At 50.6% G+C, this 18,077-nt stretch carries 23 protein-coding genes; 9 read left to right on the top strand and 14 right to left on the bottom strand.

The window, feature by feature from the left end:
- Positions 1-212: 212 nt before the first annotated feature.
- Positions 213-959: an outer membrane protein assembly factor BamD gene (gene bamD, locus P9J64_14790; protein ID MDG5469596.1), complete on the bottom strand. Its 747-nt coding sequence runs from the start codon at positions 957-959 to the stop codon at positions 213-215.
- Positions 960-1,082: 123 nt separating this feature from the next.
- Positions 1,083-1,928 carry an RNA polymerase sigma factor RpoH gene (rpoH, locus tag P9J64_14785; protein MDG5469595.1) on the bottom strand — a complete coding sequence of 282 codons (846 nt, stop codon included), beginning with the start codon at positions 1,926-1,928 and terminating at the stop codon, positions 1,083-1,085.
- A 372-nt stretch (positions 1,929-2,300) separates the two neighbouring features.
- On the opposite strand from rpoH, the gene crcB reads away from it, so the two are divergent.
- The 4 genes from crcB (at position 2,301) to P9J64_14765 (ending at position 4,220) form a co-directional block, all read left to right on the top strand.
- Positions 2,301-2,672 carry a fluoride efflux transporter CrcB gene (gene crcB, locus P9J64_14780; protein MDG5469594.1) on the top strand — a complete coding sequence of 124 codons (372 nt, stop codon included), beginning with the start codon at positions 2,301-2,303 and terminating at the stop codon, positions 2,670-2,672.
- A gap of 26 nt (positions 2,673-2,698) precedes the next feature.
- On the top strand, positions 2,699-3,031 hold the full coding sequence (locus P9J64_14775; GenBank protein MDG5469593.1) for a DUF190 domain-containing protein: 333 nt from the start codon (positions 2,699-2,701) through the stop codon (positions 3,029-3,031).
- A 5-nt stretch (positions 3,032-3,036) separates the two neighbouring features.
- Positions 3,037-3,495, top strand: coding sequence for a TerB family tellurite resistance protein (locus P9J64_14770; GenBank protein ID MDG5469592.1), 459 nt, complete (start codon positions 3,037-3,039; stop codon positions 3,493-3,495).
- An 80-nt stretch (positions 3,496-3,575) separates the two neighbouring features.
- Complete coding sequence (locus P9J64_14765; GenBank protein MDG5469591.1) at positions 3,576-4,220, top strand: class I SAM-dependent methyltransferase; 645 nt, start codon at positions 3,576-3,578, stop codon at positions 4,218-4,220.
- 251 nt (positions 4,221-4,471) lie between these two features.
- Here P9J64_14765 and P9J64_14760 read toward each other — a convergent pair whose 3' ends face one another.
- Positions 4,472-4,774, bottom strand: coding sequence for a metalloregulator ArsR/SmtB family transcription factor (locus P9J64_14760; GenBank protein MDG5469590.1), 303 nt, complete (start codon positions 4,772-4,774; stop codon positions 4,472-4,474).
- Positions 4,775-4,966: 192 nt separating this feature from the next.
- Here P9J64_14760 and P9J64_14755 point away from each other — a divergent pair, with 192 nt between their 5' ends.
- From P9J64_14755 to P9J64_14745, 3 genes are read left to right on the top strand one after another with little or no spacing between them, the layout of a single operon-like run.
- Positions 4,967-5,920, top strand: a complete 954-nt coding sequence (locus P9J64_14755; GenBank protein MDG5469589.1) for a calcium/sodium antiporter — start codon at positions 4,967-4,969, stop codon at positions 5,918-5,920.
- Positions 5,917-6,732 (top strand): DUF3108 domain-containing protein, encoded by an 816-nt coding sequence (locus P9J64_14750; protein ID MDG5469588.1) that lies wholly within the window; start codon positions 5,917-5,919, stop codon positions 6,730-6,732. The genes P9J64_14755 and P9J64_14750 overlap by 4 nt, the downstream gene beginning before the upstream one ends.
- On the top strand, positions 6,729-8,384 hold the full coding sequence (locus P9J64_14745; protein MDG5469587.1) for a putative manganese-dependent inorganic diphosphatase: 1,656 nt from the start codon (positions 6,729-6,731) through the stop codon (positions 8,382-8,384). The genes P9J64_14750 and P9J64_14745 overlap by 4 nt, the downstream gene beginning before the upstream one ends.
- A 197-nt stretch (positions 8,385-8,581) precedes the next feature.
- On the opposite strand, the gene P9J64_14740 is transcribed toward P9J64_14745, so the two are convergent.
- Positions 8,582-9,220, bottom strand: coding sequence for an HAD family phosphatase (locus tag P9J64_14740; GenBank protein ID MDG5469586.1), 639 nt, complete (start codon positions 9,218-9,220; stop codon positions 8,582-8,584).
- A 119-nt stretch (positions 9,221-9,339) separates the two neighbouring features.
- On the bottom strand, positions 9,340-9,609 hold the full coding sequence (locus tag P9J64_14735; GenBank protein MDG5469585.1) for a cytochrome c3 family protein: 270 nt from the start codon (positions 9,607-9,609) through the stop codon (positions 9,340-9,342).
- Between the two features lie 231 nt (positions 9,610-9,840).
- Here P9J64_14735 and P9J64_14730 point away from each other — a divergent pair, with 231 nt between their 5' ends.
- Positions 9,841-10,758, top strand: a complete 918-nt coding sequence (locus tag P9J64_14730) for a helix-turn-helix transcriptional regulator (protein MDG5469584.1) — start codon at positions 9,841-9,843, stop codon at positions 10,756-10,758.
- Positions 10,759-10,877: 119 nt separating this feature from the next.
- Here P9J64_14730 and P9J64_14725 read toward each other — a convergent pair whose 3' ends face one another.
- The 5 genes from P9J64_14725 to P9J64_14705 form a co-directional block, all read right to left on the bottom strand.
- The gene (locus tag P9J64_14725; GenBank protein ID MDG5469583.1) at positions 10,878-11,057 is read right to left on the bottom strand and encodes a hypothetical protein; all 180 of its coding nucleotides are present in this window, start codon (positions 11,055-11,057) and stop codon (positions 10,878-10,880) included.
- Between the two features lie 83 nt (positions 11,058-11,140).
- A complete protein-coding gene (locus tag P9J64_14720; GenBank protein MDG5469582.1) occupies positions 11,141-11,521 on the bottom strand; it encodes a DUF2784 domain-containing protein in 381 nt (126 codons plus the stop codon).
- Positions 11,522-11,524: 3 nt separating this feature from the next.
- Entirely contained in the window at positions 11,525-12,289 is a 765-nt protein-coding gene (locus P9J64_14715; protein ID MDG5469581.1) for an alpha/beta hydrolase, read from the bottom strand.
- Positions 12,286-12,831 carry a peptide-methionine (S)-S-oxide reductase MsrA gene (msrA, locus tag P9J64_14710; protein MDG5469580.1) on the bottom strand — a complete coding sequence of 182 codons (546 nt, stop codon included), beginning with the start codon at positions 12,829-12,831 and terminating at the stop codon, positions 12,286-12,288. The genes P9J64_14715 and msrA overlap by 4 nt, the downstream gene beginning before the upstream one ends.
- A 58-nt stretch (positions 12,832-12,889) precedes the next feature.
- On the bottom strand, positions 12,890-13,051 hold the full coding sequence (locus tag P9J64_14705; GenBank protein ID MDG5469579.1) for a YqaE/Pmp3 family membrane protein: 162 nt from the start codon (positions 13,049-13,051) through the stop codon (positions 12,890-12,892).
- A 402-nt stretch (positions 13,052-13,453) separates the two neighbouring features.
- Between P9J64_14705 and P9J64_14700 the strand changes: the two genes are divergently transcribed.
- Complete coding sequence (locus tag P9J64_14700; protein MDG5469578.1) at positions 13,454-14,275, top strand: hypothetical protein; 822 nt, start codon at positions 13,454-13,456, stop codon at positions 14,273-14,275.
- 83 nt (positions 14,276-14,358) lie between these two features.
- Here P9J64_14700 and P9J64_14695 read toward each other — a convergent pair whose 3' ends face one another.
- From P9J64_14695 to P9J64_14680, 4 genes are read right to left on the bottom strand one after another with little or no spacing between them, the layout of a single operon-like run.
- The gene (locus P9J64_14695) at positions 14,359-15,039 is read right to left on the bottom strand and encodes a sulfite exporter TauE/SafE family protein (protein ID MDG5469577.1); all 681 of its coding nucleotides are present in this window, start codon (positions 15,037-15,039) and stop codon (positions 14,359-14,361) included.
- Positions 15,036-15,455 carry a FixH family protein gene (locus P9J64_14690; GenBank protein MDG5469576.1) on the bottom strand — a complete coding sequence of 140 codons (420 nt, stop codon included), beginning with the start codon at positions 15,453-15,455 and terminating at the stop codon, positions 15,036-15,038. The genes P9J64_14695 and P9J64_14690 overlap by 4 nt, the downstream gene beginning before the upstream one ends.
- On the bottom strand, positions 15,445-15,621 hold the full coding sequence (gene ccoS / locus P9J64_14685) for a cbb3-type cytochrome oxidase assembly protein CcoS (GenBank protein MDG5469575.1): 177 nt from the start codon (positions 15,619-15,621) through the stop codon (positions 15,445-15,447). Before ccoS ends, P9J64_14690 begins: the two co-directional genes overlap by 11 nt.
- A gap of 21 nt (positions 15,622-15,642) precedes the next feature.
- On the bottom strand, positions 15,643-18,075 hold the full coding sequence (locus P9J64_14680; GenBank protein ID MDG5469574.1) for a heavy metal translocating P-type ATPase: 2,433 nt from the start codon (positions 18,073-18,075) through the stop codon (positions 15,643-15,645).
- Between the last annotated feature and the right edge of the window lie 2 nt (positions 18,076-18,077).

Raw genomic sequence — 18,077 nt, 5'->3', positions numbered from 1 at the left:
ACGATGAGTAGGGCTCGAGGGTTGCTCCGGCAGAACGGATTTTTTTCTTTCCGTATACAAAATAGAACATTTTTATAGTATGGGGCAAGCCTTTAGTCAAGGGAAAATATACAGTATGCAGAAGGTCTTCATTGGTTCGCAAATGCCTGACCTGAAAAGCAAAAAGCCCATCCTTGCAGATGGGCTTTTTAATCATTCTGGTTGTGCGGGGATCAGTAATTCGTTTCCATATATTTCTGTGCGTCAAGGATGTATTCGCTGCCGACGTAGTCATTGAAAAGAGTGTTGAAAGAGGCAACGGCCTCTTCTTTCTCACCGTTCATCAGGTAAGCCTGACCCAGCAGATAGTATGCCTTGTCGCGTTGATAGTAGTTCGGGTACTTTTTAAGGACTCCCGTCAGGCGATTGATTGAGGCCGCGTAAGACTTGGTGCGCAGGTAGAACTGTCCCACTTGCACTTCACTGGACGCCAACTGGTTGAGGCAGCGATCAATATAAATCTGGACCTCTTCCATACGGCGATCTTCCGGAAAACGCTCCTTCAAGGTTTGGAAGGCGTTAAGCGCATAAATTGTCGCACTCTGATCCTGGTCGACGTTAAGCATCTGGTAGACATAAGAGAGTCCAAGTTGATAGAGGACATCAGCGACGCGCGGATGGTCGGGGTGGTTTCTAAGGAATTCTTCGTAGGCAACACCGGCCTCGAGATATTCTTCAGCAAGGAAATGTGCCTCGGCGATCTTCAGCTCTGCGAGGGTGTTCATCTCTGGTGAATAGTAGCTGTCGCGGACCTTCTCCCATGAAGCAATGGCGTCGGCATAGAGCCCTTTTTCGAAGAAATCTTCACCTTCCTGGAAGTAAACGCCGGCGTTCTTTGCCGGTGGCACGACTGTGCTGGGTGCGCAGGCAGCAAGGAGAAAGAGACCTAAAATAAAAACAAAAGTGACCGATTTATGCATTACTGAACCGCCCTGTCTTGGTTAAATTTGTTGAAGCTTTAAGTGAGAAGAATGAAGATCCTAGATAACGGCAAAATGGCTCGTTTGTCAATTGATTCCTCAGGCTGCAAACAGATTGCGTTCTTATGAGGGGTCTTCAGTCATGACATTGCGTAATTTGCTCAAGGCATTCCGCTCGATCTGCCTGACGCGTTCGCGGCTGATGCCGTATTCGTTGGCCAGGTCCTGAAGAGTGCTGGGTGTTTCAGCCAGAATCCGCTCTTCGATGATGTGCCGCTCCCGGGGCTTCAACACTGACAAAGCCGCTGACGTTTTCTGTGTGTTGAGCTGCTGCTCTTCGTGGGCGAGGAGCAGATCCTCCTGGTTGTCGCCATCGTCTTTTAACGTGCTGAGGAGGGTGTAACCTTCTCCTTCGGTTAACTCAACGTCAAGGGATGTATCACGGCCACCCATGCGCTGCGTCATTTCGACAACGGCGTCTTCAGTAACATCAAGCTCTCTTGCGATATCTTCAATCTCTTCGGTGCCCGTCATGTTACGCAGAGCTTTGCGGGTCTGGGACAATTTGAAAAAGAGTTTCTTTTGCATCTGCGTCGTGCCGATTTTGACCATCGACCAGCTACGCATGATGTAGCTCTGGATGTAAGCACGGATCCACCAGACCGCATAGGTAATCAGTCGCGTTCCGCGCTGCGGGTCAAACTTCCTGACGGCCATCATGAGGCCGATATTGCCTTCCTGAACAAGGTCGAGAAGACGAAGACCGTAGCTACGATATTCGTTGGCAATCTTAACGACGAAACGCAGGTTGGCACAAACCAGCTTATGTGCTGCTTCCATGTCTCCTTCCTGCAGATGCCTGGTTGCCAGCTCGTATTCCTCTTCAGGGCTCAAAAGGTCGAAGCGGTTGACCTGAACCATGTAGTGTTCAAAGGTATCTGTTGTGACCGGCAGATTTAATGCGCTCATGTTCTTATCCCTCTAAAATAGACGGTTTGGCACTCTGTTGTTGTGAGTGCTAAATATATATACCAAAGTGAATGTTATAATGCAAGAGGGTGTGTAAGGCAAAATGTGAAAAGTTGACACTTTCTTGTCTCCACTCCATAATGAAAATTCTTTCAGTCTCTGCAATATCGGGTTAGGGAGGTAATGAACATGCACACGATTCGTGGTTTAGTTCTCTGTCTTTTCCTGGCAATGTTTTTGACTGCATGTGTCCCTGCTTCTGAAAAGGGCAAGGCAAAAGTCCATTGCCCTGCTTGTGGTACAGACTTTGATGCCCTCTACCAGACGCGATTTTAACGATCTTTCTTTCTGGACTTCCTGGGTACTGTTTTCGTGAAAATACTCTATTTGGGCCTCTTCGGTGGCATGGGCTGCATCGCCCGGTATATGGTCTCCGGATGGGTCTACAACCTTGCCGGGAAAACCCTGCCTTATGGGACCCTGGCCGTTAATGTCATCGGCTCTCTGCTCCTCGGTCTGATCATGGAAGGCAGCCTGCGCAGCACACTCTTGAGTCCCGAACTTCGTTTCGGTCTTACGGTTGGTTTTCTTGGCGGCTTTACCACGTTTTCCACCTTCTCCTACGAAACAGTCAGACTTATGGAAGAGGGCAGCATGCTTGCAGCCGGAGCCAATGTTCTCCTGAATGCAACCGTTTGTGTGGTTGCTGCTCTGGTCGGCATTTATCTGGCCCGGCAAATGTAGTCTACCTCTGTAAAAGCGAGGATAACATGATGAAACAGGAAGAGCTGGTCCTGATGAGAATCTTTGTCGGTGAGAGTGACCGTTTCGAGAAGAAACCTCTTTACGAAGCATTGGTCGAGCTGTTTCATGCAGAAGGGGTGGCCGGAGCAACCGTTATCAAGGGGGCGATGGGCTTCGGCGGCAACAGCCAGGTGCATTCAGATCGTCTGTTGTGTTTGAGCAGTGATCTCCCCGTGATAATCGAGGTGGTTGATGCTGAAAAGAAGATTAACGAAGTGCTGCCATTGATCGAGGGCATGTTTCGGGGAGGATTGATTACCCTGGAGAAGGCCCGCGTCATTCAATTCAAGGATAACTGATAAATATGTTCAGTCGAATTTTAACCCTGCTGCAAGGTGAAGGCGCTGTCGCCGAAGAAAATCGTTTCGAGAGAGTTCAGGTTGCGACTTGTGCTCTTTTGATGGAGGTCGCCCATAGCGACGGTCACTACCAGGCCGCTGAAGCGAAAGTGGTTCATGACCTGTTGGCCAAAAAATTCGACCTCTCGGCAGCATCTGTTGCCGAGCTAATCGATTATTCACACGACCATCGTGAAGAGAGCCTCGACCTGTTCCAGTTCGCCCGTGAAATCAATGCCCATTTCAGCCGGGCAGAAAAGCTCGATGTGATGGAGGGTATTTGGAGGGTGATTTACGCTGATGGCACCCTTGATAAATATGAAGATGCCCTGGCACGGCAGCTCGCCACCTTGCTGCGTCTTGATCATAAGGACGTGATTGATCGTAAAATGCTGGTTCTGGACGAAGTTAAGGGCAGGGGCTAGAGGCTAGGGACTGGCAGGTTCGGAATTGTTTCAGCCCCTAATATTGTCTCAGGCTCAGAAGCCTAGCGGTTCACACGAATATGAAAAATACCAGTCCCCAGCCTCCAGTTCGCAAACCCCGAGGTTCATCCCTAACCCGCATCGTTACCTGGAGTCAGCAACTCCTCTGCGAAGTTCTTGAGCATGGTGACCTGGTTGTCGATCTGACCGCTGGTACAGGCCAAGACACCCATGTCCTGGCCGAAGCCGTCGGTAGCGAAGGGCAGGTTGTTGCCTTTGATCTGCAATCCGAGGCTCTTGAACAGACGACGCAGCGGTTGCAACAGCATGACTTTATCGTCAAAAGTGTGCCTGATGATACTGAGATCCCGCGAGCCTTCGGAGTCTACCTGGTTCATGCTTGCCACAGCTCTCTTAACAAAATCATCACCCATCCCGTTAAAGCGATTATTGCCAACCTGGGCTATATGCCGGGTGGAGATAAAGCTCTGGTCACCCGGTCCGACTCAACCTTGGCTGCACTCAGTCAATCGCTCGAATTATTGATCCCCGGTGGTCGCCTTGCTGTCACGGTTTATCCGGCACACCCGGGGGGCGAGGAAGAAGGGAGGGCTGTTTATGATTTCTTCTGCAGCCTGCCTCGTGAGAGTTGGCTAGTTCTTTCGCTTCGTGCTGCTAATCGGAGTGAGGCGCCTTTCCTGTTGGTTGCCGAACGTATACTTTAGGGCAGTACATTAAGCTTTTCTCCATCATCACTTTACACCTAACTTTAGGTGCATACAGAAACTACAATTAAAGGCGTTTCCTTTGTTTTCTTTTTCTAATGTAGCTAATGAGGTTAAGTTTTTTTTAATAAATAGAGGCACTGAGCAAAAGAAAACCCCGTATTTGCAAATACGGGGTTTTTGAGTGTGTCAACGGGAAAGATTGAATCGATGCAGAGTTTCCCTTCTTGCTGCGTAAAATGCCCAAGCCACTATGCGCAGGCAAAACCCTCCATCAGGGACTCAACTATTTTACGGGCTTCCTTAGAGGTTACCTGGTAAAAGACTTCAACGCCATCACGCTTACCTACAATGATGCCCTTGTTTTTGAGCAAGGCAAGATGTTGCGATACGGTTGCCTGTGGTAACTCCAGGCACTCCCAGATTTTTTTGACGTTACAGGATTGCGACATAAGGCCGGCAACGATCTTCAGTCGCACCGGGTGACCGAGGACTTTCAGAATTTCGGCTTCGCGATCGAAACAGATGGATTTGTCAAATTCTACTTCTGCCATAGCTTGATCCCTTTATTGTTAAATTGAATATATAGATATTAATCCTCGGAGATTAAGAAAGTCAAGATTTTCGTGGCAGAAGCGTCTTATCCTCGACACCGGAGGATGCAGGCATTAAACTGATAACCTCGATCGTTCTGAACTTTAGCCTTCGCTGATTGTGGCGACAGATAATAGAAAAAGGTTTCTTGAATGTTACTTGGAAGCATACTCGTGTTGGCCGGGCTGTTACTTCTTTACTACGGAGCTGAGTACCTGGTTACGGGCAGCTCTCATCTGGCCCTTTCCTTCGGTGTCAGGCCCTTGATTGTTGGGCTTACGGTGGTCGCCTTTGCGACCAGTATGCCGGAGCTCATGGTCTCTCTCTTTGCCGCCTATCGAGGCTCTTCGTCTATGGCGGCCGGCAATATTATTGGTTCCAATATAGCTAATATCGGTTTGATCCTGGGCGTCGCAGCCTTGATCACACCCGTGCTTGTTGCCCGTTCCACGCTGGTTCGTGAAGTTCCGATCATGGTGGCTGCTTCCCTTGGCCTTTACCTGGTCGCCCTGGATGGCGAACTTGCCTTTGGTAATGGTCTGGTCCTTTTCTTCTGCCTGTTGATTTTTCTGGTTTATTGCCTGGTGAATGCACGTCAGCCCTCTATACCCCAAGATGGAGATGTCGAGAAGGCTATTTCTGAAGCCTCTGGACATCGGGGGCGGAATGTTGTGCTGGTCCTGATCGGAATGGCCGGCTTGGGCCTTGGCGCCGAGTTGATGGTGCGGGGTGCCGTTATGGTCGCTACTCTTCTGGGTGTGTCGGAGCTGGTGATAGGGCTCTCTATTGTTGCCCTGGGAACCAGTCTTCCAGAACTTGCAGCGTCGGTGATGAGCGCATGGAAGGGTGAGATGGATATCAGTGTCGGTAACGTGATCGGCAGCAATATTTTCAATGTCCTCTTTGTTCTGGGGATCTGTCCGATGATCCAGACGATTACCATTGAACCCAGGGTTATCACTGTTGATTTTCCGGTCATGTTGGCTTTTTGTGGCTTGTTGATTGGCCTCTTGACCATGATGCCGCCCCGGCTTGTTCTGGACCGCAAGCGTGGCGCCATTTTGCTGGGGGCTTATCTCCTCTTTGTGGGCAGTCTTTTCCTATGATTTACAGGGTTGTTTTGCTGGGAGTGTTTGCATTGACGCTCTTTTCTTTTGCGCCATTCTGTAGCGAGGCTCAAGAGTTTGGGGCAGAAAAAGAAATTCAGCAAATGGTGGGAGAGAACTACCTTTACGCCATTGATTTTCTATTCTTTAAAAGGTTGGCAGAAGGGGAGTTGCGTTTTTCTGAGACCGATCAACCTAATATTTATCGTGCAGAATTGATCGGGCGAACCCTGGGGGTCGCCTCATGGCTGTCCGGAGATCGCACCCAGACTTACACGTCGGTGATGAAACTAACCCCGGATGGCTCTCTGCGTAGTATCGAACACACGTCCAGAATCGTTAAGCGCAAGTGGGGGAAGTGGAGAGATCGCGGTCGTCATCATCGCTATGACTATACTCAGGGCATCGTCTTCGAGGAAAAATCTAAAGAAGGTGTCGTTAGCTCGAGGAAAGAACGTAAGATTCCTGAGGGTCAACAGCCCGTGGATATGTTGACGGCATTTTACAATTTAAGGGCCGGTGTTTACGGCCCCTTGGCCCGTGGTTCCCAATTCCTGATCCCCACCTACTCTGGTAAGGGCTTCTCCACTATTACTGTAACCGTCTTGACTGTTGCACAACAGGCGAAACAAAAGTTCTTCCCCACGCATGGATTGCTGCTGTCGGTGACATTGGACCCGGAGGTCTTTGATACCAACAGCGGTAACCTGTATTTCTGGTTGAGTGATGCAGGGTTTCCGGAACGCGGTATCGTTGAAGATATCATAGGCATGGGAGACGTTAGAGGGTCTCTGGTTAAGGAGGATTTATGAGCCGGATGGAAAGAGTTTTCGTTGCCGGGCATCGTAATCCGGATACAGACTCTGTCTGTAGCGCTATCGCCTATGCCCGTTTATGCCAGCGACAGGGGCGTGACAATGTTTTCCCAAGGAGGGTTGGCCACATCAACCGGCAGACGGAATTTGTCCTCGATACCCTGGGACAACAGGCTCCTCTCCTTCTGACCGACGTTTACCCGCGTTTGCGCGATACGATGGATGGTGAGCCTGCCGTGATCGCTGCTGATGCACCGCTTATGCAGGCCCTGGATTTAATGCGTCATCGCGACATTCGCATGTTGCCTGTCGTGGATAGCGACAATCGGCCCGTCGGAGCACTTATTCTGAAGCGTCTCACCGAGCATGTTTTTCTGCCGCGAGCTGGTCGCCCGGTTCGTCAGGTTCTTTCTTCCCCTGAATCGATACGGGTTTGTCTGCAGGCTGAAGCTGTCAATCTCGTTGACGAAAACTGCACCGAAGAGCTTGATCTCTTTGTTGGCGCCATGTCTCTCAAAATTTTTCACGAGCGTCTGGCTGAGGTTGAGCCTCGACGCATCGTAGTTTTTGTTGGTGATCGGCAGGATATCCAGCGGGACGCCATAGAGCTGGGGGTTCGCCTCCTGGTTGTGACGGGAGATCAGGAGGTTGATGCTGAGCTCCTCGCCCTGGCCAGTGTAAAGGGGGTCTCCGTTTTGCGTACACCTTTTGATACGGCCACCAGCGCCATGCTGGCACGAATGTCAACTCCGGTTCACCTCCTTGTGGAGTCAGATATCCCCACGGCGCATCCGAATGACCGTCTTGATGAAATTCGTAAAGTCATGATGCGAAGCACGGCTCCTGGTGTCATGGTTCTTGATGACGAGGGGATAATAAGCGGTGTCGCGACAAAGTCCAATCTGTTGCGATCGTCATCCATTAAACTGATTCTGGTTGACCATAACGAATTGTCCCAGGCGGTGCCTGGTGCTGATCAGGTCGACATCCTTGAAGTTATTGATCATCACAGGCTGGGCAACTTCCACACCGATGCTCCGATTCGTTTTATCAACCAACCCCTCGGCAGCACCTGCTCTGTGGTGGCGACCCTTTATCGTCAGGCGGGACTCGAGCCGGAAAAGGATGTTGCGTCTCTTCTGCTGGCTGGTCTCCTTTCTGATACCGTGCTTCTGAAGTCACCGACGACAACGGCTGTGGACCGTGAGTTGGTTGTCTGGTTGGAAAAGTGCTCCGGTCTGGATGCAATGGCCTTTGGCCGGCAGATGTTTCAGGCGGGTAGCACGCTGGCCGCTTATCCAAGTATCAAAGCTTTACTTACGGCAGACTTCAAGGAGTACGAAGTTGAAGGCCGAAGTTTTGGCGTCGGACAGGTTGAGGTTGTCACCTTCCAGGAGTTTGAAGAGCAGAAAGACGCAATTATGCAAGGTTTGCAGGCTCTGGTTGCCGAACGTGCCCTTGGTTTGGCCGGCTTGCTGGTGACAGATATTGTCCAACAAAACAGCCAGTTTGTGGTGCAGGGCGACAGGGATTTGATCGCCGCGATAGGCTACCCTCAGCTGGAGACCGGGCGTTTTGAGCTGAAGGGGGTGCTTTCACGCAAAAAGCAGTTGATGCCTCACATGTTGCGGGCACTTAAGTCAGTTTGATCTGTTAAGTCGATGAGGTTTTACAGAAAAAAGATAAAAAAAGACCCCGCGTAAGGAGGGGGGGGATACGCGGGGTCCATAAAGCTCTTCGGCTTGCAGGCAATCGAAGAGTTGATCTGAATATAACAAAGACCAAACTGGTTGACAACTTAAATTTTGAGAAATTTGTGAGAAAAAGATGCGAATAAGTGGATTTCTCACAAAAGCAGTTTCGGCAGCTCCTCAATACTGGATAATATTTTGTCTGCACCTCTGAATTCGTGCTCTGAGGTGTGCTGCCCGGGAATGACCCAGCAGGTGAGCCCGGCGGCTTTGGCTGCTGCCAGGCCTCGTGGCGAATCCTCTATGACCAAGGACCTGTGAGGCTCGTGTCCACTCCTGCTCAGTGCCAGAAGGTAGGGTTCAGCACTGGGCTTGCTATTGGTATAATCTCCCCGTGTTAAACAGAAATCGAAAAATGTCAGTAGGCCGGTACGCTTGTGGATGATCTCAAAGTGGCTTTTGGAAGAACTTGTAACAATAGCCATCTTTAGTCTGCCGTGCAGTGTGTTTAGTGTCTCGCGTACCCCTGGCAAGGTCATGTCTTCCAAGTCAAGCAGTTGAGCATAGCGGTTGTTCCGCCACTCTTTAAGTTCCTCTATCGTATCGTCTGCATGTCCCCGGGCTGTGGCTAGGTCTAGCAGGCTCTTTCCCCGGGTCAGTGAAATTTCGACAAACAGTTCATCGCTCAGGGTGATCTCCAGCTTGGCCAGAGCTTCACGGTTGGCTAGCAGGTAGTAACGTTCGGTGTCAACCAGAACCCCATCATTATCCCAGAATATCTGTGTGAATTTCATCTTGGTCGCTTCGTCGGAAGGTTGCGGTTGATGATTTGATAAGATGGCTGACCTCTACTGAATAACAAAAAGGGCGCTGGAAATCCAGCGCCCTTTAAGATTGTAGTAAGTTGAGAAACTTACTTCTTGTGGCAATCGTTACACTTGGTTGGCCCGCCCATCTCTTTGTGGCAAGATTTACATGTGCCATGACCGAAGTCTTTGTCAACTTCAATCTTGGCAGGCTCGCCTTCGTGGCATTTGGCGCAGTCGCCAAGTTTATCCTGGTGATCTTTGTGGTTGAAAGTTACGGTGCCTTTTTTGTTGTCATAGGTGTAGCTGTCAGCAGCGATAGCAACGGTGGCACCTACGAATGTGAGAAGCATCATCATAATTACAAGTTTCTTCATTTTCTTCCTCCATGGTTTGCGTTTAATTATGCTGGGCGTTATTGCCTCAAATCTTGTGTAAAGTTTATATCGGAAGCTTTATTAGAAATCATTAGACATCGAGCCGAATGTCGATAGATGTCGATTCTTAACTGAATAATTACAGTTATTTGCGGAAACAAAAATCGTGTTTGTCGACATTGCCTGTTTTGCTCTTTACTTGATATCTACACCCTTGGTAGACTCACTGGCATGAGCCAGAACATTTATGAAGATAAATCATCAACCCTCTGTCTGGATGCCTCTGAGATTAGACGTATCCGGGAGAGCCAACAGCTGACTCAGCTTTATGTCAGCAAGGTTGTCGGCGTTACGACGGACACCATCTCGCGCTGGGAAAATAACCGCTATCCGACCATTCGACGTGAAAATGCCTTGAAGTTGGCAGAGGCTCTGGAAGTTCCGCTTGAAGACATTCTTTTAAAGCCTGTAGAGGCCTTGCAAGAGGAACCTGAGGAGCTAAAGAAGTCGGCGATTCCATGGCTTATCGCCGGTAGTCTGACAATCGTTGCGTTGGTCATTCTTGCCACACTATTTTCTCAATCGCCTCCGGCCCCCGCCTCGGTTACTGCAGATCGGATTCTGCCTGATTTTGCAGGCCCGGCCAGCTCGATTCCTGTCCAGATCCATCTGACGCACAGGTCACAGCGTGGGGGTGTTATTATTCGTGAGTACTTCCCAAAAGGTTGGAAAATTGTTCAGGCACACCCGCCGGCGTCAAGCCTGGATAACGTAAACGGCGTCGCGCGCTGGATTATCAAGGCCGGAGACGACCGGGAGCGAGTCGTATACCTGGTTCATGTCGATACTGCGGCTCGATTAAACTCGGAAGGAAGTTTTCAGGGCGAGATTGTTGGCAGTAACGAAGGTGGTAAATCTGCGGTGCCTATTCAGGGGGAGAGTAAGATCACTGTTGCCGAAGTTCACTGGGCTGATGCCAATGGTGACGGGCAGATCGATGATACAGAGATGCTTGAAGCCTCTTTTACCATTGAAGATATGGCTGGTGTGCATATTGATTGGCATGATCTGGAACAACTCTGGAATGCCGGGCGTTATGCCTGGGACAAAAAGACGGTTAAATTTCTTCCGCAGCCCAAAATGCCATAATGCCTTTTACGCTTGTCTTGATCTGTCCTGTTTTCTTTTCAGCGGGGATGACCTGATAGGGCTTTGATATAAAGCAGCGCACTCCGGAATACGAGTGCGCTGCTTTTTTTGTCAGGTGGTCAGATAGGTTTGGGGCTGCATAGATTTTCTTCTCTGTTGACCTTGACGCCGCAGTTGGTGCAGACAAACTTGGGGTTTTCATACAGCTTGTTGATTTCTGCGCTGGTTTCGGTCGACTTCATTTGACACATATGCAACTCGCAATGTTCCTCGGGATTTAAACAATCATTTTCTGACATAAAGTATTCTCCTTCGTTATTTTAATATGAACACGCAAACGAACATCGGGATCCGTTTGTTTAAAGTTAACGCACTGATTTCATTAGTCAACCTGACATTGATGTTTGTTCCGCAGTCGAAACACGTAAAAGTAGATGAGCAGGTTCACGATCAGAAGGATACCTCCCAGAAGCCATTGTATCGAAACCGTCAGTTGTTCGGGATAGATGATCGAAACCAGGTAATGCTCGATAAAGCTCTCAGGATATTCGGGACTCGACGCTCTTCGCCGAAAATAATTCTCCAAGGGTGTCAATGGGCAAAGCCATCCGGCGCATTCAACCCACAGCCCCCAGAGCACTGCCGGAATGTGAAGCCAGATCCAGAATCTTTTGCGTAGAGCAAGCAGCCCACCAAAAAGAATAAAGGTGATAAAGAGCAGGTGTAAGATCAGTGTCAATTCGGCTGCCAGTCGGTAGCCCATCTATCACTCCTGCAGTGAGTTGAGGAACTCAGTGATAAGTGAAAAGTACCTCGGCCCGTTAACAAACATGATGTCGTTGTGGCTACCCTGCTCGAAAATCTCAAGCTGGACTGGACCTCCACACCACTTTGCGAGGCGTTCAGCGTGACTGACGTCGATCAACCCGTCGTGACGGGTGTGCAGAATTAACGTAGGCTTTGTGAAATTTTCCATGCCTGACTGCGTATTCATGGCCGCCATGACGTCTTCCTTCAATCCCTCTACTGTTGTGCCTATCTCTTCCGGGTCTAGCCTCAGTAAAAGCCTCTCCAGTGGATCAGCTATGGCGCTCTCCAGGATCAGCCCCGCGATATCAGGAAACAGTTCTGCGGCTTTTATCGCGAAGAGCGTGCCAACGGAGCGACCAAAGATCACCAGTTTTCCGACTGGTTGACCGATTGACTCAATCGTCTGTTTCACATCTTCAAGCATCCTGCCGAGTTGTGGGGTTCCTGTAGAGCCACCATAGCCGCGAAATTCGGCGAGGAAGCAGTTGCATCCCATGCGACCGATTAATTCCGGAAAACCGTCAAGGTAATCGGCCACAACCTCACCGTTGCCATGGAAATGTACAATGGTATGCGCTTGGGGGGATATCTCATGGTAGTAGCAGGCCAGCCGTGCTTCTGGACAATCGACCCAGAATGTGTCCGGCACAGAGGCCCGGCGTGGGAAGAAATAACGTTGGCTGATGATTGGGTGATCAAGTAATGAAGGCTCTGACATCATTCCTCTTTCTCCCAGAATTTTTTCAGGAACTGGTCACGACCGGAGTTGTAGCGATAAGCTTTATATTGCTCCGGGCTCTTCTGGTAATAATCATGATGGTAGTCTTCAGCGGGATAAAAAGTTTCCAGTGGAACGATCTCTATCGCCAGAGGACTTTTAAATCGACCTGACGCGGCCAGCTCTTCTTGTGACTTCTCGGCGAGTTGTTGCTGCTCCTGGTCATGATAGAAGATGGCCGGACGATATTGGGAGCCGCGGTCGACGAACTGCCCGTCTGGGTCCGCCGGGTTGATGTTGCGCCAGAAGACGTCCAGTAATTCTGGGTAGCTGACTTTTTGTGGGTTGAAAAACACCTGTAGCGCCTCCGTGTGCCCGGATATTCCACTACAAACCTCTTCGTAGGTGGGGTTTTCCTTGTGCCCACCTGTGTAGCCCGGGATCGTAGAGATTACACCTTCCAGATTATCGAATGGAGGCTGCATGCACCAGAAACAGCCTCCGGCAAAAGTTGCCTTGGCCAAGCTTTCAGAATCCACTGACATCGAGTTTCTCCTATGTTTTGGTGTGCCAGGGGGCTGTATCCTCCTGACGTCTGGCAAACTATTTTTTGGTTACCACAAGCCAGAGGGCGTGAACCATTCCGGGGAGTCCGCCGAGCAGTGTTAAGACAATGTTGGCCCAGAAGTGAAGAGTGGGGCCAACCTGCATGAAGGCTGCAACGGGGGGAAGGAAAATAGCGAGAAGAATTTTGACGATGTCCATGGCAGTACCCCTTGAATTTAACAATTTCAGGTTATTATAACAGGTTGCCGATCATCATAAAGAGTTAGTGAGAAATCTGCAGATCATTTGATTTTCTGATGTCTGAATGTGTCAGAGTTGTGACAGATGATGTGACAATCTTGAGCTCTGGCAAAGTGGCGCTATTTTTTAAAGAGCTTTTGTCTGTTTTAGTAACCTGCGGAATTTAAAAGGGGTCTTTCTTGGATGTCTGCTTCGGTGTTGATTTTTTCTGTTTTCGCAGGGATCAATTCGATAAAGAGATATGAAGTTTTTAGTGCTGCTGGATATAGTTTTGTATAAATCAAGATGCTTGGAGTCGTTTTGAGGTATAATTTCTCAAACACACTCTTGTATTAACCCTCAAGCGTCAGTGGAATAATCATGCTTAAAATCACAACAGCTATTGCTTCTTTATTTAGTCTTTTTCTCTGTTTATTCAGTGCACCCTCTCTTGCCCAGCCTGCTGACAAGGTTCTTGTCACGTTAGATTCTCTGGACCCGGCGGTTACATCGGTTCTCGGCAATGAAGACAGCCTCTACATCAAGCTTCGATACGAGAGCGAGGTTCCGCTTCGTTTTCAGGCGATCGGCATGCACTCCGGAGTTCCTCTGGAAGTCGGTGCCATTAAAAACCCGGCGGCTCTGCACGCTCCCGGCAATGGCGAGGCGCTGGTCTGGGTCAGTTATAACAACCCGACCCGGGTGGACGCTGTCGGCGTGATTGTCATGGATGAGCAATGGCAAAAACTATACACTCTCACGAAAGCCGCCGAGATGAAGTGGCAGGGCTTCTCTGCTGACCAACCGAGGACTCCTGCAAAGTGGGTCGATACGTTACTCCGTTCTGAGCAGCGCAAGATCGATTATTTCTACGATCCCTCGCCCAATAAATACGGCATGCTCTATGACGTTGTGTTTTTCCTGACCATGATTTCGATCCCCGCTTATATTCTATTACAACTGCACATGTTGTGGCGTTATCAGTATCGTTGGCGAGAACTTGCCATGATTCCTATCTTTCCTTATCTGATCCTGGCGTTCTATATGCTTGTTGGACTGGAAATTGACGAGTCGTTAAGGGTGACCTTCCTGTTCCGCTACACTTCACTGGCGTTTCTCTACCTTGTTGCCTTATTGTTGGCGAAACGCTTCTGGCAGAACAAGCTGGGGCCGCCAAAGTTATACAAGCCTCCAAAAGCCTGACATGCCCAGGGCCAGCCTTCTTAGAAGGCTGGCCCTTTTTTATGACGAACTATTCACGCTTTGATGCTGCGGTTCCTGAAGTATCAAGAAAACCAACCCATCATGCGCATATGCTTGATCAGGTTGATGACGCCCATGCTCGCAACCACCAGCCCTGCTAATCTCAGCATCCAGGTTCGTGCCCGACCACTCAACCAGTGAGCGGCACCACCGAATAGCAGGAGGGAAGGGGCAGTCCCCAGGCCGAAGGCAAACAACATTAAAGCACCGGTCGCAACACTCGCGCTTTGAGCGGCTGTAATCGCCACCGCATAGAGATAGCCACAGGGGATAAAACCGAAGAGGAGTCCCAAAGAGAGGGCTGAAATGGCCGGAGGGAGGCGACGAAGGCCAGCTACGGCAAGCGTCATTGCTTTCATCGGCCCGGGGAAGTCGAGCTTGGAGACATTCAGCCAAGTAAACAGTCCTGCTGTGCCGAGACCAACCAGGATAACGAAGACGTCAGATCCAATCAGCAGGGATCTTGTCACCATTTTAAAACGATCGGTATAAGCCAGAGCAGAACCAAGCCAGCCAACCACAGCGCCGATAAAAGTGTAGGTGCTGATTCGCCCCAGGTTATAGAGTAGATGAAAAAACCAACCGCCCTGGCGTCCCGCCTCTGACAGTGACAGGGCGCTGACAAGGCCTCCGCACATGCCTATACAATGGCCCGTGCCGAGCAGGCCCGTGACAAAGGCCATGTAAATGAGCGAGTCACTCATTTCATGATGACCATTTCGATATCAAAAATAATTTTTTCTGTTTCAGCCTCTGGACGATTGACTTCAACGTTGACCTGCCAGGCTCCCGCCATGGTAAAGATCGCCGTGCCACGATAAGCGTTGTCCTGCCACACGGCTTTTGGATTGTTAGGCGGCATCGGCATGAAGGGCATCGTCAGGTCCAGAGCCAGTTCGGCATCTTTGATCATCTCACCGGCGTTGTTCTTCAGCTCAATCGTAAAGGGGATTTCAGTCATGGCCTGGAGCGGGTTGCTGGCAAAAACGATGACAGCTTTGCAGTCATCGGTCATTTCGGTTTCAATCGGTGTTTCAGCAGCCGTTGCACCGATGACCGTGCAGCAGAGCAGGATCAGGGTGAGGACCTGGGCTTTGATGATAATCAGACTATTCTTCATGTTTCTCTCCTTGGGAGTCCTGATCATCGTCGTCATCCAGCATACGATATTTGGGCCCTTCGATATCATCAAAGTCGCCGCGCTTGACGGTCCAGATAAAGAACAGCCAGGCACCTGTTCCGATGCAGAGTGAGAGGATAATCAGGATAATAATCGATTTTGACATTGGAGGATATTAATCTCTCGTTCAGGCTTTGGCAACTGAAAAAGTGCGACGAATTACGCGACCGAGTCGCAGTGAATTGCTAACCACGATCACTGAACTGCTGGCCATGGTCAGCGCTGCCCAAACCGGTGCCAGGTTACCGCTGGCTGCCAGGGGAATGGTGATCAGGTTATAGGCGAAAGCCCAGAAGAGGTTCTGCTTGATCACCAACAGGGTTTTTCGTGCGATGGAGATCGCTTCGTACAGACGTCCGAGGTTGGCCCTTGTGAGAACCAGGTCCGAGGTTTCCAGAGCGATGTCGGTTCCACCGGCCATGGCACAGCCGACGTCAGCCAATGAGAGCGCCGGTGCGTCATTGATGCCGTCACCAACCATCATGATTTTTTCTCCGGCTTCCTGATGGGTACGGATCCATTCCGTTTTGTCAGCAGGGTTGAGGTTGGAGTGAAAGTCGGAGATGGCCAGCTTGCTGCTGACCTCCTGTGCCGTTGCGAGGCGATCTCCGGTCAGCAGGACGGTTCTCAAGCCTATCTGCTGGAGCTGTTTTACAGCAGAAGCGGCTTCTTCACGCAGGGGATCCACTATCAGCAGAGTCCCCATCCAGAGTCCTGCAAGGCTTACATAGACTTCCGTCAGTGACCCTGATTCAACAGCAGGGATTTCAACGTTACACTCTTCAAGGAAGGCGAGGCTGCCGACCAGGATCTCCCCTTCCGGGCTCACCATACGCAGGCCGCGACCCAAGACAGTATCGACCGACCTCGTTGGGCCTATATGAACTCCGGCTGCCTTTGCCCGGTCGATAATGCCCCGGGCGATCGGGTGGCTTGAACCGTTCTCGACCTGGCTGGCGAGTCTCAGGAGAGACGCTTCACTTTGACCGGGGGCGGGAATGATCTTCTCAACGGTCGGCTTGCCGAGGGTCAGGGTTCCGGTTTTGTCGAAGGCAATTGTGCCGATCCTGGCGGTCATTTCCAGAATGTCTCCACCACGGAAAAGAATACCACGGGTTGCGGCATTCCCGGAGGCCACCAGGACGGCGGTTGGTGTTGCCAGCCCGAGTGCGCAGGGGCAGGCAACAATAAGAACCGAGACAGCGTTGAGAAGTGCCGCTGAGGATTGGACATCATGCAAGAACCAGAACAACCAGGTCCCTGCAGCGGTCAAGGTGACGAAAGGGACAAAGAGTGTGGCCACCTTGTCTGCCAACGATTGTATTGGCGCTTTGCGATTCTGCGCTTCTTCAACCATGAGCGCCATACGGGCAATGAAAGATTCAGCTGCAACCCTTTCCACCTGCAGCTGGAATGAGGAAGAGAGGTTCAATGTTCCGGCAAGTACGGTGTCACCCTGCTGTCTCAGAACCGGCATCGGTTCACCGCTGATGGTTGCTTCGTCAAGCTCTGTCTTACCCCTGTGAATCAAACCGTCAACGGGAATGCGCTCGCCTGGACGGACCAGAGTCAGGTCGCCTGGCTTGAGGCTTGTGCAGGCGACAACCTGAAGGTCCTCCCCTTCTATGAGATTGGCGGATTCAGGGGCCAGTCGAAGAAGCTTATCGATACCGGAGATAGAGCGATTGCGGGCCGATCCTTCAAAAAGCCGACCTAGCAGGATCAATGTGATAATCATGGCGGCCGTGTCAAAGTAGACTTCACCGCCTGCGAGCATGGAGTAAATACTATAGCTGTAAGCTGTCGTGACACCAAGGGTGATCAAGAGATCCATGCTGGGTGCTTTGTTCCTGATACTACGCCATGCGCCGGCAAAAAACGGCCAGCCGGAGTAGAAGACAACGGGTGTGGCGACAGCTGCGGCAAAGTATTGAATCGTCTCACGGATTGACGGATCGATGCCGTGGAAGTAGCCTCCGTAGAGCGCGAAAGAGAATCCCATAACCTGCATGGAAAGGAAGGCGGCTGTGCCGAAGCGGATCAGGAGTGAGCGCTGTTCTTTTGCGGCCGCCTGCTGCGCAGCACCAGACGTGTAGGGATGGGGCAGGTAGCCGAGACGGCTGATGCTGGTGAAAATTTCTTTCGGCGTTGTCTCTTTGGGGTTGAAACTGATTTGCGCGCGGTGCGTTCCGTAATTAACCCTGATCGTCTCGACGCCCTGAACCTTGTGGATCAGTTTTTCCAGCAGCCAGACGCAGGAGGCACAACGAATGCCCTCGATAATCAGGGCTATTTCGGCAGATGTTTCGTTGCGGGTGACGACGTGCCCGGCGAGAAGCGCTTCATCGAAAGCTGTATCAAAAACCCCTTGCGGAACGCCTTCCTGATGCCAGTCTCTCTGCTGGTAAAACTTGCCGAGACCCGCGCCATTGATGACCCTGTAAACACCCTGGCAGCCGTGACAACAAAAATGCAGCTCTTTGCCGTCAATTTCATCAACGACCAGGTCTCCTCGAGGGATTGGCAGCTTGCAGTGAATGCATGTGTCGGTTGTGACCATAA

The organism is Deltaproteobacteria bacterium IMCC39524, from assembly GCA_029667085.1.
Lineage (GTDB): Bacteria > Desulfobacterota > Desulfuromonadia > Desulfuromonadales > BM103 > M0040.
The sequence above is the reverse complement of the archived record's forward strand: the minus strand, read 5'-3'. Positions and strand labels throughout refer to the sequence as shown.